We start from the raw sequence: 12,689 nt of genomic DNA on the forward strand, positions 1-12,689 counted from the left end.
TATTATCCTTTGGGGCCAAAGTTTTCGGCAAAGAACCGGTACCAGTTCCCGCCCATGATACCGCTGACTTCGTCATCGTTCATGCCCGTCGCGCGAAGGCCCTCTTCGATGTTTCCAAAGTCGCGGTTGTCCTTGAACCAGCTAGGCATTTCCGGGAAGCCCGGAGCGGCGGCTGATCCTTCGCCGTAATCGATTTCCTTGGTCCAGCGTCCAACCCGCATCCATTCCACGATGCTGTCGGGCTGATCCTGGCACAGATCTGTACCGATCCCCAAATGCTCCACCCCGTAAGTCTCTGCGGTGCGTGCAATCATTTCACAGAAACTTTGCAGAGAGCAGTTGGATTTGTCTTTCAGGTGATGCGGGTAAATCGAGAAACCCAGCATGCCGCCATGGCCGGTGACCGCGCGGATGACGTCATCCTTCTTGTTGCGCAGGGCCGGTGACCACTCATGCGGGTTGGCATGGGTGATGGCGATCGGGCGTTCGGACATTTCCGCCGCCTCGATGGTGGAGCGGTCGGCAGAGTGGCTCATGTCGACGACCAGACCAACCCGGTTCATCTCCTTGATCACCTGTTTGCCCATGCGGGTGATCCCCATGTCCTCGGCCTCGTAACAGCCGGTCGCCAGCAGCGACTGGTTGTTATAGGTCAGCTGCATGAAACGGGCGCCCAGCGTGTGCAGAATCTCAACCAGGCCGATGTCATCTTCCATCGGCGAGGGGTTCTGGAAACCGAAGAACACAGCAGTGCGGCCGGTTTCGCGGGCCTTGTCGATGTCAGAGGCCCACTGCCCTTTCATGATCAGGTCCGGGTACTGCTCGAACCAGCGGTTCCACTTCTCGAAGTTCAGCACCGTTTCACGAAAGTTCTCGTGATAGGCAATGGTGACATGGATTGCGTCCACGCCGCCTTCACGCAGCTGGCGGAAGATTTTCTCGGACCAGTTGGCATATTGCAGGCAGTCGATACGGTATCCGGTCATTCAAGCACCTCGGTTATCTAAGTCACATACCCGGCCTTCTTTCAGGCAGCGGGCAGGATGCGCCCGCCACAGGGGAAACGTGGAGGGCGGGCGCGTCCGCAACTTGGCAGGCCGGCCTTCCGGCGCTGCCAGGATTTTAGTCTCAGACCGGCTTGCCGGCGCTGATGTAGGCGGTCTTGACGGTGGTGTAGAACTCCGCCGCTGCCTTGCCCTGCTCGCGCGGGCCATAAGAGCTGTCGCCGCGGCCGCCGAAGGGCACGTGGTAGTCGGTGCCTGCGGTCGGCAGGTTGACGGTCACCACACCGGTGCGCGCATTGCGGCGGAAATGGGTGGCACGGGCCAGCGACTGGGTCACAATGCCCGAGGTCAGACCGAAGTTGGTGTCGTTCACCACGGACAGCGCTTCGTCATAGCTGCCAACCTTGATCACCGATGTCAGCGGCGCGAACATTTCCTCGCGGTTGATGCGCATGTCATTGGTGGAGTTCAGGAACACGCCGGGCGACATGTAGAAACCTTCATGCGGCATCTCCAGACGGGCGCCGCCACAGGCCAGTTCTGCACCTTCGGATTTACCGAGGTCCACATAGGCCAGGTTTTCGTTCAGCTGCTGCTCGCTGACCACCGGGCCCATCTGGACGCCCGCTTCCAGCGCGTGGCCCACTTTCATGGCCTGTGCACCTGCCACCAGTTTTTCAACAAAGGCGTCGTGCACGGCTGCGTGGACCACGAGCCGGGAGGAAGCGGTGCATTTCTGACCGGTGCCGCCAAAGGCGCCGCCCAGTGCCAGGGTGACAGCCAGATCCAGGTCGGCGTCGTCCATGACGGCCAGTGCATTCTTGGAGCCCATCTCCATCTGCACCTTGGTCAGGTTCTGGATGGCGGCCATGGCGATACCTTTGCCAACCGGCACCGAACCGGTGAAGGAGATCGCATTTACCTTGGGGCTTTCGACCAGGCGCTGGCCGATCGAGCGGCCGGAGCCCATGACCAGCGAGAACAGGCCCTTGGGGATGTCCTGGCGTTCAATGATCTCGGTCAGGGCAACAGCAGATGCCGGGGTGATGTTCGCGGGCTTCCAGACAACAGCGTTGCCGTAGCACAGGGCCGGCGCGATTTTCCAGGACGCGGTTGCAGTCGGGAAGTTCCAGGGAGAGATGATGGCGACAACGCCAACCGCTTCGCGGCGCACGTCAACTTCGATGTCCGGGCGCACGGAGTCCGCATTTTCGCCGATCTGGCGCAGAACTTCGGCTGCATAATAGGTGAAGAACTGCCCAGCGCGGAAGACTTCGCCCTTGCCTTCAGCCAGCGGCTTGCCCTCTTCGCGCGCCAGCAGCGTGCCCAGTTCTTCGGCGCGCTGCATCAGCTCGTTGCCGATGTTCATCAGTACAGTCTGCTTGCGCTCAAGACCGTAAGCCGCCCATTCGCGCTGTGCGATCTGCGCCTGGTCCAATGTGGCTTCCAGCTGGTCGCTGCTTGCCTGGGCAAACATGCCGACCAGATCGCTCAGATCCGACGGGTTGCGGTTTTCGATTTCGCTTTCGCCAGCCAGCCATTCGCCGGCAATCAGGTTCAGTTTGGTCACGGTACGGGCCCCAGATGCTGAATTTCAAGTTAACGCAGGATGGACTCCCCAGGGCACATCAGTCAAACTCAATTAACTGAACGCAACTTCAGGAAAATTGAATCGTGTCTCTGAAAATTGAAATGTTGCGTGCCTTTTGCACCGTAGCCCAGACCGGGAATCTGTCAGAAGCCGCCAACCGGCTGGGCCGCACGCAATCCGCAGTTTCAATGACGCTCAAACAGATGGAAGACCACCTGGGCAAAAAGCTGTTTCAAGGCGAACGCAAAAACCTGCTGTCGCCACTGGGTGAACAGGTTTTTGAACTGGCCCACCAGCAGGTACGGCGTTTCGACCAGACGGTGCAGAGCATCGAACTGGCTGCCGAGGCCGCGCACGGGCTGCTGCAGATCGTGTCAGTCCCATCGGTTGCCGCCTTGGTTTTTCCCGCGGTGCTGGAGCATATGACGACACGCCATCCCGGCCTGAAAGTGGAATTGCGGGATACGGACACACAGGAAGTGCTGGATGCACTGGCTGAGGGCAAGGCGGATATCGGCATTGCTTCCGGCTATCACCCACTAAACGGTGTGAAAGCGGTCCCCTTGTTCGAGGACCAGTTTGGGCTGGTCTGCTCGACGGATCATCCGCTGTTTCGCCAGGACGCGCCCCCCACAATCGCCGATGTGATTGATGCGTCGTTTGTCCGCAATGCCCTATGCAGCCTGATCCGGAATGAGAATTTTGTGCAAGCCAGCAGCGATGCCGACGTAACAATCCACAATACTCACTCGCTGATCACCATGGTCCGGACCGGAAAATGGGTCACGGTTCTGCCGCAAACCGTTGCCCGTTTCATGCCAGAGGCAACTGCGTTCCGCCCGATTGCAGACCTGCCCGACAAACGGGAAGTGTACCTGTATCAGCGTGAGCGCTCCCGCTTTGCTGTGCTGACAGAGGAATGCTGCAGTTTCATTCAATCCTGCGATCTGCAAGGCGGCAGGTCAGGCTGATTGCTTCTGGCTCAGCTCAGCAGGCCGGCGCCTGCACCTTCAGGCCAGTTGAAAGGACAAAAATGGGGCGCCGCCATCCGTATCTCGGACCCAGCGAGCCTTAATCCCGAAAATATCATTCACTGTTTCGGGCGCCAGCGCTTTGTCGGGCGCTCCCAAGGCCACTAGGCGCCCCTGCGACAGCACAGCAACGCGGTCGCAGGTCAAAGCCTGGTTCAAATCGTGCAGCGCCACCACGGTCGTCACTTTCAAGTTCCTGATGCAGTTCAGGATTGAAAGCTGATGGTGAATGTCCAGATGGTTCGTCGGCTCATCCAGAAGCAACAGCCCCGGCCGCTGCGCAAGGGCGCGGGCGATGTGCAGACGCTGCCGCTCGCCACCGGACAGAGTTGCCCATTCCCGTTGCGCAAAACCTTCCATTTCCACAGTGCGAAGCGCATCATCCACCAGCTGCGTGTCTTCACTGCTCCAGGGGGACAGGGCCGACAGCCACGGGATGCGGCCCAGCTCCACCACTGAGCGCGCGGTAATGCGCTCAGCGGTGTCTGCTTGTTGCTCGACAATTGCAATCCGCTGGGCGGCCTGTCGGCGCGTCAGCCGGGCCAATGGCTGCTCTGCCAGCAGCACGTCGCCTTGCACGGGTTTTACCAGGCCGCAGAGCAGCCGCATCAGGGTCGACTTGCCAGAGCCATTGGGGCCAACCAGCGCCAGTGACTCGCCTGGCTGCACTGTCAGCGAAACGTCCTCCAGCAGGCATTTGCCACGCACGGAAAATGAGAGGTTTCGGGCTTCAATCTTCATCGCGCAGCCCTTTGCCCACGCACCAGTATCACCGCAAAGGACGGCGCTCCGATCAATGCGGTGACCACGCCGATGGGCAACACCTGACCAGGAATAATGACGCGGGATACGATGTCAGCCGCGATCAGGAACACCGCACCAATCAGCGCCGCAGCAGGCATCAGCCTGCGGTGGCCCGGGCCCACCAGAAACCGCGCCGCGTGCGGGATCACCAGGCCGACGAAACCGATGGATCCAACGATCGAGACCATAACAGCAGTGGTCAGTGCAGTGGCAAAGATCAGTACCACCTGCACCCGGCGGACCGGGATGCCAAGTGCGGCCGCAGAATCGCTCCCGAAAGTGAAAGCATCCAGCGCCCGCGCATGAAACCGGCAGATGAGCCAGCCAGCCAGCGCCAGCGGCACCGCCAGCCAGACATCCGGCCAGCGAACGCCGCTGAGGTTGCCCATAAGCCAGAACATGATGCCGCGCGCCTGATCGGCATTGGCGGATTTGGCAATGATGAAAGCCGTGAGTGCATTGAACAGCTGTGAACCTGCGATGCCTGCCAGGATAATCTGAGCCGCCGCGGCGCGGCTGCTCCCTGCCCCTGCGGCCCGCGCCAGAATGGCAACAAATCCGAAGGCAAGAAGTGCCCCGTTGAAAGCCCCGAAAGAGAGGGACAGGGCGCCGCCGCCAAGACCCGCGATCGTCACGGCAACCGCTCCCGTTGACGCCCCTGCCGAAATTCCAAGGATATAAGGGTCTGCCAGCGCGTTGCGCAGCAAAGCCTGCAGCACCACACCGGAGACGGCCAAGGCCGCACCGCAGGCCGCAGCCACCAGCGCGCGCGGCAGCCGGTAGCTCCAGATAATGCCCTGGTCCACCGGATCCACCGGCAGGCCTGCCCCGGCCAGCTTGTTGGCAATAACAGACAGCACAAGATCAGGCGCAAGCGGGGTTTCCCCGATCATTGCGCCTGCCAGAACCGCCGCAGCCAGCACCGGCAGCGCCAGGCAAGCGCCCCGGACACCCTGCCAGGCCAGTGCGGCGGCTGCGCTCATGCGCCGTTGCCGATCGCGCTGAGTTCGGCGGCCAGATCCTCCAGCGCCGGGATGGCGCGGATGGTGGCGTCCATGGCCTGGGCGTCCATCACCACGATATGACCGTTCTTCACAGCCTCCATCTGGCTGGCAACTGGGTCATTGTTCAGGAACTCCAGTTTCTTCTGATAGTCGTCCGCAGCGAAACGGCGACGGTCCATGCGGGCAATCACGATCACCGTAGGGTTGGCCTTGGCAATAGTTTCCCAGCCAACGGTCGGCCATTCCTCGTCGGTCTCGATGACATTTTTCAGGCCCAGCTGCTGCATCATGTAGCCCGGCGCGCCCTTCTGCCCGGCCACAAACGGATCGCTTTCCATTTCCGGAGAGGAGAACCAGAACACGGCAGACGCATCCGTAAGCGCAACCTCTTGCGCCTTTGCAACCGCTGCGGCTTCGCGCGCCTTGTAGTCGGCAACCAGCTCTGCACCTTTTTCAGCCTCGCCAAAGATCGCCGCCAGCTCCTCGATGCCCTGATAGAGGCTATCGGTGGTGAACATCTGCGTTCGGGTGCCGTCGCCGCCGGTGGTATTGTCCTTGCCAACGCAATCAGCGGGCATCACATAGGTCGGAATGCCAAGGTCGTGGAACTGTTCACGCTTGGCCACCACGCCTTCTGGGCCGACATGCCATTCGTATTGCGCCGCAACCAGGCCCGGACGTTTGGCGACCACGCTTTCAAAACTTGGGTCGTTGTCGGCCAGTCGGTCGATCTTGGCGTTTACCTCCGCGTATTCCGGCAGCACGTCATTGAACCAAACCGAAGTGCCCAGAACCTTGTCGCCCAACCCGAGGGCGAAAAGCACCTCTGTAGCGGCCTGGCCGACCGTTACAGAAGACGAAACTGGCGCCTCGAAGGTGACAGTTTCGCCGCAGTTTTGCAGAGTCAGCGGGAAGTTTTCATCCGCAGTTGCAGCCTGTGCGGCAGCAATGAAAAATAGGCCCATCAGGCCGGAACGTAGATACATGATTTCGATCTCCATGTGTCAATGACCGGAGAACGGGTGAAAGGGCATTGACCGGTAAAACTGAGGGTCCAGCCCTCGCATTGCGGCACCTGGAACGGAGCAGCATCTTACCGGCAACCTCCCCGGACAACCCCGTCCGGTGTGCTTCAGTTTTCACCGGCAGGTCTCCTGACTGGCGTGTCATTGCCTGCGCCGTCTTCCCGGGTTTCCAGACCCAGTGACATCCTGGCACAGCACTCTCCGCCTACAGTTGCGGGGGCAGTTCCGTTTAGCACCCAAGGTGCCGCGGCTTCCCTCTTAGCCCTTTCGGGACCGGCAAAACGCGCGTAGCGCATCGCCTTTGCTGCGGCAAGAAAAAGTTCTTCGGGGCCATCAAAATCTTCCGTCTCCCGGTCGGTTTCATCCGGTAGAACACCTAAAGAATGGCATGTCCAACACGGGCTGCGATGCCCCCACCGCCCTGGGCAGCGACCGGCGCGGGACCTGCCCTGGCACCGGTCTGCGGCGTCTGCTTTGCTGGCTCTGCGCTTTGATCCGCGGCTTGGCCGTGAGCCGCTGTTATGCGGCGTGGAAACAGCGGTCCACCAGCGCCTTGGTATCCAGAATCATTATCGTTTCGAAGACACCGTCCGAGTTGGAGTGCTGCAAGCAGCCGGTAACATCCTCCGAGATGCTTTTGGAAGTACTTTGCTGATCCATGGATTTCAACTCAACGACACGGTTTTCAGTGGTGATGATTATCTCATCGACCGTGTCCACCAGAATGCCGAACTTCTGCTGACCGTGCTTGAATATCAGCACCTTTTGATTGCGCCCTGGCGCCGGTGGCAGACCATACAGAAGCCGGGGGTTAAACAATGTGATCAACTCGCCGCGCAAATTCAGGATGCCCTCGACAAAGCTCAGGGAAAACGGTGGCTCAAGCAGCTCCTGTGGCCGATTGATCACTTCGCTGACATGTGACGTGTCGAGAGCAAATTTCCTGTCAAAAGTGAACTTGATGAAGGTTCGACGCTTGGCCCGCGCCTCCAGTTCAGCGACCTCATCATCCACCTCTTCAGGCGGGAACACTTCCTGACAGGATTTTGCCGCAGCCAGAAAGCTCGGCTCTGTCGAAAGTTTCGCCGGGTCCAGCATCATCACGATCTGATCGTTCTTATCAAGCAGGCACCCATCCACCAGATCGCCGCGCGGCAGAGCCAGTTTTGCAAATGGCAGGATCTCGTCCTTGAAATACGGCAGAATGCTGTCAATCGAGAACACCATAAGCCCGACCGGTCCCTCTGCGGTTTCGATCACCAGCATCCGCCGGTCCTTTGGCACAGTGGCCCCAAGGGTAAACTTTGCTTCATCGCCCATGAAACCACGGAAATCTATGATGGGCAGAATAACGCCACGCAGGTTCGTGGTGCCAATTACGTTCCCCCCTGTCAGCAACGATTGCTCCAGCTTGGGAACTGTTCTGACTTCTTTCACGTAGCGAAGATCAACTGCGCAGGTCGTGTGCCCGGTTTGGAAAGACACACAGGCAAGCTTCTTGCCCCGACTTTGTTTTACGGTCTCCCTACCGGAGGTATTGTCTGCTCTCGGCAATTGCTCCAGGTTCAGCAATTCGTGCGGATCAAGGATCTGCACCAGTCTTTCACCGCTATCGAATTTCAGCACCCCGTCGACGACGACATCCTTGATGCCCTCGCCGTTGGGCCGGAAATCCACCCGCGCCACACCTTTCCCATTCAGGACCTCACCGGTTCTGTCAAAAAGCAGGCCAATACAATGTTCGCCATGTTCAATGATGGCGACTTTTCGTGGTCCTGGATCCTTATCCTCCGGAAATTCCAGCAATTTGCGCAATTCAATCACAGGAATAATCATGCCCCGGAGGTTGAATAGGCCCAGCATAAAAGGCGGCGCAAGCGGCACCGGTGAAATTTCCTCCGGTTCGTTGACAATCTCGTGGAGGGCAGAAACGGAGATTGCAAATTCGCTGTCGGCTATAAAAAAAGAGCCATATTTGTCCGCCTGCACCTGTTTCGCACTGCCGCCCGGCGCCGCGGAAATACTCTGCCGGGGATCTGCGCTCATCCCTGCCATTTCCGCAAGGCGGGGTTCCTGGCAGGCAGGCAGATCATTTGAGCCAAGGATCAGCGGCTCTGAATTCTCCGGTGTCATGATTTCACTCCCAAGCGCGGTATGGATGCCACCGTGAACTCACCGGTTGTGCAGTTGATAGTCACCTGCCTGCCCTGCATGCCGCCAACATCCTCGTAGATATTGCGGACACCGGCCTCCCGAAGAGCCCGGTAAGCAGAACGGGCATTGATACTGCCGACAAGCCGGTCAGGTTCAGTGTCGGCAGGCATTGTCATATTGGCGCCGCCAACAACAATGGCTTGGATCTTGCGTAGCTCCTTGCCGGACAGGTCCATCAGGGACTGCAACGAAAGAAGCGCCTGATCCACATGCCTGCCGCTGATCGCATCCGTGGTTCCCGGTGATTTGGACAGCAGGCAATGTGCCAGCCCATAGAGCCCCGCGGCCGGGTTCAGCAAACCCAAACCGATGCAGGATCCTAGAATTGCATGCAGGGATTGCCCGGCCTGGCCGGTTTTGACCTGGCCGATCTGCACGTGAATCTTCTGAACTTCATTCACGTGCATGAGTTGCCCACCCTGGCCGCCGGCCGGTAGATAATCGGGGCCACTTGCTCAAACCCGGTGCGCAGATTGTTCAGTGTTTCACTTTCGCCGATGAACAGAACCCCATCCGGCTTGATCAAGTCCCGGACATGCCGAAGGATTTTCTCCTGGTCTTCATCAGTGAAGTAGATCAGCACGTTACGCAGAAAAACCGCATCAAACGGGCTGGTGCCGCCAAGCTTCTCCAGCAAATTGTGAAGCTTGAATTTCAAGCGGGCACGGATCTGCGGCACGGCTTTGTATCCTTCCGCATCGCTGCCCGTCATGTGGCTTGCAAACAGCGCGGGCTGGTCCTTTCGGAACCGGGTAATCGAGCGGCCATTGTAGACCCCTGCTTGTGCGATATCCAAAACCCGCGAGGACACATCAGTGCCCAGAACAGAATAGTCGAAGCCCGGCGTCTCCAGCCGCAGCTGCTCCAGAATGGTGCCGATGGTATGGGCTTCCTCTCCGGTTGAAGCCGCTGCCGACCAAACCCGGATTTTGCGGTTGCCGCCCTTGGACTGGAACTCCGGCAAAAACACGCTCTGGAAATAGTCCCACACCCGCGGAGTACGGTAAAAATAAGTCTCGTTCGTCGTCACCCGGTTGGTCAGTTCCTGCATTTCTTCAGGATCGGAGGCCAGCCGGGAGATATAGGCACCGAAGCTCGGCTCCTCGACCTCGCGCAAGCGCCTGCGCAGGCGGCTGACAAGCATCGTTTTGCGCGTTTCCCCGATGGTGATCCCGGTATTCTGATGCACGATGGCGCGCAGCTTGGAGAAGTCCCCATCGCTCATGGTGATATCAGTGTCAGGCTTTCTCATGCCTTGTCCTTTCGCCATTGCAATGGATCAGCAGCCCAGCCGGCCAACTTCTGTTTTCAGTTCCTGCGCCCCATTGTTCAGACCCTCTGTTGCGGCAGCTATGGAGTCTGAGGCAATGACAGCCTCTTCGGATGCATCAACGATACTCTGGATGGCTTCTGCAACGTCCCGCGCCGCGGTCTGCTGTTCATTTGCAGCAACCGAAATTTGGGCGATGGAATCCGTGGTGTCAGAGATGCCGGTCAGGATCTTGGTAAAGGCGGTGCCAGCCTCTCTGGACACTTCACTGCCCTGGGTGACCCGTTTCACCGTTTCGTTGATCAGCTTGCTGATCTCCTTGGCGGATTGCGAGGACCGCTCAGCCAGCTTGCGCACCTCATCCGCCACAACAGAGAAACCCAAGCCGTGTTCGCCAGCTCTCGCAGCCTCAATCGCGGCATTGAAGGCCAGAAGGTTGGTTTGCCCGGCAATTTCGCTGATCGTTTTGACAATTTCGCTGATCTCCTCCGAGGAGGCGTTAATCAGGTCCATGGCCTCGATCGACCGTTCAATCGCCTTGGCGCCCAAGTCTGCTTCTTCCTTGGTCTTCTGAGCAATTTCGTCTGAATGATTGCTATTTTGCGCAATGGAATCGATGGAAGCGCTCAGCTCCTCGATAGAGGCACTGATTTCCTCAGTGGTGCAGCCCAATGTCTGGGCGCCGCCAGCAACCGTATGGGCTTGCGCCGAAATTTCCTGAGACTGCTCTGCAAACCGGGTTGCGATCCGGGTGACTTCCTGCGCGACCTGTTTTTCGGCAGTGATGTTCGTCGCAAATTTCACCACCTTGAAGGGCTTGCCGTCCGCGTCGAGCACAGGATTGTAGGAGGCATTGATCCAGACCTCTGCCCCGCCTTTGCCAAAGCGTTTGTATTCGCCCGCCGAAAATTCGCCCGCTGCCAGATCCGACCAGAATTTCTGGTATTCTGGCGTTCTGGTGTATTCCGGATCGCAGAACATCCGGTGGTGCTGGCCGCGAATTTCATCGAGCGAATAGCCGACCGTGGCCAGGAAATTCTCATTCGCGGTCAGAATGGTGCCGTCCAGCTCAAATTCAATCATCGCCTGGGCCCGGCTGATCGCCGCCATTTTGCCATCCTGCTCTGCAGTGCGGAGCTTCTCGCCGGTGATATTGGTGGCGAATTTGACCACTTTGAACGGCTTGCCTTCGGCATTGAAAATCGGATTGTAGGAGGCATTGATCCAGACCTCTGCTCCGCCTTTGCCAAAGCGTTTGTATTCACCGGCCGAAAATTCGCCCGCAGCCAGATCCGACCAGAATTTCTGGTATTCAGGCGTTCTGGCGTATTCCGGATCGCAGAACATCCGGTGGTGCTGGCCGCGGATTTCGTCGAGCGAATAGCCGACTGTGGCCAGGAAATTCTCATTCGCGGTCAGAATGGTGCCGTCCAGTTCAAACTCAATCATCGCCTGGGCCCGGCTGATCGCAGTCATCTTGCCGTCCTGCTCTGCCGTGCGGAGCTTCTCGCCGGTGATATTGGTGGCGAATTTGACCACTTTGAACGGCTTGCCTTCGGCATTGAAAATCGGATTGTAGGAGGCATTGATCCAGACCTCCGCCCCGCCTTTGCCAAAGCGTTTGTATTCGCCCGCCGAAAATTCGCCCGCAGCCAGATCCAACCAGAATTTCCGGTACTCCGCTGAGCCTGCGTATTCCGGATCGCAGAACATCCGATGGTGCTGGCCGCGAATTTCATCGAGCGAATATCCGACTGTGGCCAGGAAATTTTCATTCGCGTTCAGAATGGTGCCGTCCAGTTCGAATTCGATCATCGCCTGGGCCCGGCTGATCGCCGCCATCTTGCCGTCCTGATCTGCGGTGCGGAGCTTCTCGCCGGTGATATTGGTGGCGAATTTGACCACTTTGAACGGCTTACCTTCAGCATTGAAAACAGGATTGTAAGAGGCATTGATCCAGACCTCTGCCCCGCCCTTGCCAAAGCGTTTGTATTCGCCGGCAGAAAACTCGCCCATTGCAAGCTGCAGCCAAAAATCCCGGTATTCGTCCGACGCGGCATAGGCAGGATCGCAGAACATCCGGTGATGCTTACCTTTAATCTCCTCCAGGCTGTATCCAACAGTTGTCAGAAAATTCTCATTGGCCGAAATAATTGTGCCATCTAATTCGAATTCAATAACCGCCTGCACGCGGTTGATGGCGTCAACTACACCCTGAATATCACCACTGGCATGGCTGGTCTCTGCTGCCGCAGCCAATTCGTTCGCACCCATGGTTTTGCCTCACTCATAATAAACGGTTCCAGACAACACTGGGGAACATGGCTTAATAACTTCATACCTCGCCCACTTAAACAGAAGTCAAACACACGTTATATTTTTAAAATGCAATCTAAAGGTACAATATGCTTGCATATGACTTTTCAGAGGCGTTGTTGCACAAAGGCCGTAGAGGATTCACTTTGCGAATCCCGTAGGTTAGATCGGCGGCATGCCGAAGCCTGCCTCTTCCCGCTATCGAACAACGAACTGGTCCAACTATAACGCATCACTTCGAAAGCGCGGCTCTCTGCTGGTCTGGTTTGACCGCGACATGACCTGGTTCGCCGAGCGATGCGGCAAACGCGGACGACCGGAGACCTTCTCCGATGCGGCCATCCAGTTCTGCCTTAGTGTGAAGGTATTGTTCGGCCTGCCATTGCGGCAAACGTCCGGTATGGTTGCGAGCCTGCTGAAGATGGCGGGA

10 protein-coding genes, 1 pseudogene and 1 riboswitch are annotated in these 12,689 nt (G+C 58.2%); of the genes and pseudogenes, 2 read left to right on the forward strand and 9 right to left on the reverse strand.

Features of this window, described 5'->3' with window-relative positions; all coding sequences use genetic code 11:
- Window positions 1-2 precede the first annotated feature (2 nt).
- Together ACP151_RS09510 and ACP151_RS09515 are read right to left on the reverse strand one after the other, a co-directional pair.
- Window positions 3-986 (reverse strand): membrane dipeptidase, encoded by a 984-nt coding sequence (locus ACP151_RS09510; RefSeq protein WP_424978654.1) that lies wholly within the window; start codon window positions 984-986, stop codon window positions 3-5.
- Window positions 987-1,128: 142 nt separating this feature from the next.
- Complete coding sequence (locus ACP151_RS09515) at window positions 1,129-2,574, reverse strand: aldehyde dehydrogenase family protein (RefSeq protein ID WP_424978655.1); 1,446 nt, start codon at window positions 2,572-2,574, stop codon at window positions 1,129-1,131.
- Between the two features lie 104 nt (window positions 2,575-2,678).
- On the opposite strand from ACP151_RS09515, the gene ACP151_RS09520 reads away from it, so the two are divergent.
- Window positions 2,679-3,566 (forward strand): LysR family transcriptional regulator, encoded by an 888-nt coding sequence (locus ACP151_RS09520; protein ID WP_424978656.1) that lies wholly within the window; start codon window positions 2,679-2,681, stop codon window positions 3,564-3,566.
- A gap of 290 nt (window positions 3,567-3,856) precedes the next feature.
- On the opposite strand, the pseudogene ACP151_RS09525 reads toward ACP151_RS09520, so the two are convergent.
- The 7 genes and pseudogenes from ACP151_RS09525 to ACP151_RS09555 form a co-directional block, all read right to left on the reverse strand.
- A pseudogene (locus ACP151_RS09525) lies at window positions 3,857-4,367 on the reverse strand (ABC transporter ATP-binding protein); the annotation flags it as partial.
- Window positions 4,364-5,413, reverse strand: a complete 1,050-nt coding sequence (locus ACP151_RS09530) for a FecCD family ABC transporter permease (RefSeq protein ID WP_424978657.1) — start codon at window positions 5,411-5,413, stop codon at window positions 4,364-4,366. The pseudogene ACP151_RS09525 and the gene ACP151_RS09530, both read right to left, overlap by 4 nt.
- Window positions 5,410-6,420 (reverse strand): ABC transporter substrate-binding protein, encoded by a 1,011-nt coding sequence (locus ACP151_RS09535; protein ID WP_424978663.1) that lies wholly within the window; start codon window positions 6,418-6,420, stop codon window positions 5,410-5,412. The genes ACP151_RS09530 and ACP151_RS09535 overlap by 4 nt, the downstream gene beginning before the upstream one ends.
- A gap of 141 nt (window positions 6,421-6,561) precedes the next feature.
- A riboswitch (cobalamin riboswitch) is annotated at window positions 6,562-6,752 on the reverse strand.
- 226 nt (window positions 6,753-6,978) lie between these two features.
- Entirely contained in the window at window positions 6,979-8,514 is a 1,536-nt protein-coding gene (locus ACP151_RS09540) for a chemotaxis protein CheW (protein ID WP_424978658.1), read from the reverse strand.
- Window positions 8,515-8,588: 74 nt separating this feature from the next.
- The gene (locus ACP151_RS09545) at window positions 8,589-9,080 is read right to left on the reverse strand and encodes a chemotaxis protein CheD (protein WP_424978659.1); all 492 of its coding nucleotides are present in this window, start codon (window positions 9,078-9,080) and stop codon (window positions 8,589-8,591) included.
- Entirely contained in the window at window positions 9,071-9,925 is an 855-nt protein-coding gene (locus tag ACP151_RS09550; RefSeq protein ID WP_424978660.1) for a CheR family methyltransferase, read from the reverse strand. The genes ACP151_RS09545 and ACP151_RS09550 overlap by 10 nt, the downstream gene beginning before the upstream one ends.
- Window positions 9,926-9,952: 27 nt before the next feature.
- On the reverse strand, window positions 9,953-12,217 hold the full coding sequence (locus tag ACP151_RS09555; protein WP_424978661.1) for a methyl-accepting chemotaxis protein: 2,265 nt from the start codon (window positions 12,215-12,217) through the stop codon (window positions 9,953-9,955).
- 217 nt (window positions 12,218-12,434) lie between these two features.
- On the opposite strand from ACP151_RS09555, the gene ACP151_RS09560 reads away from it, so the two are divergent.
- The coding region (locus tag ACP151_RS09560; RefSeq protein ID WP_424978662.1) for a transposase at window positions 12,435-12,689 on the forward strand (255 nt) is incomplete at its 3' end.

This window comes from Leisingera sp. S232, from assembly GCF_049800895.1.
Taxonomy (GTDB): domain Bacteria; phylum Pseudomonadota; class Alphaproteobacteria; order Rhodobacterales; family Rhodobacteraceae; genus Leisingera.

What these genes read in the sequence shown, in the direction of transcription:
- ACP151_RS09540 (WP_424978658.1), bottom strand. Translation starts at nt 8,514, where the DNA reads ATGGCAGGGATGAGCGCAGATCCCCGGCAGAGTATTTCCGCGGCGCCG.
- ACP151_RS09535 (WP_424978663.1), bottom strand. Translation starts at nt 6,420, where the DNA reads ATGTATCTACGTTCCGGCCTGATGGGCCTATTTTTCATTGCTGCCGCA.
- ACP151_RS09550 (WP_424978660.1), bottom strand. Translation starts at nt 9,925, where the DNA reads ATGAGAAAGCCTGACACTGATATCACCATGAGCGATGGGGACTTCTCC.
- ACP151_RS09555 (WP_424978661.1), bottom strand. Translation starts at nt 12,217, where the DNA reads ATGGGTGCGAACGAATTGGCTGCGGCAGCAGAGACCAGCCATGCCAGT.
- ACP151_RS09530 (WP_424978657.1), bottom strand. Translation starts at nt 5,413, where the DNA reads ATGAGCGCAGCCGCCGCACTGGCCTGGCAGGGTGTCCGGGGCGCTTGC.
- ACP151_RS09545 (WP_424978659.1), bottom strand. Translation starts at nt 9,080, where the DNA reads ATGCACGTGAATGAAGTTCAGAAGATTCACGTGCAGATCGGCCAGGTC.
- ACP151_RS09510 (WP_424978654.1), bottom strand. Translation starts at nt 986, where the DNA reads ATGACCGGATACCGTATCGACTGCCTGCAATATGCCAACTGGTCCGAG.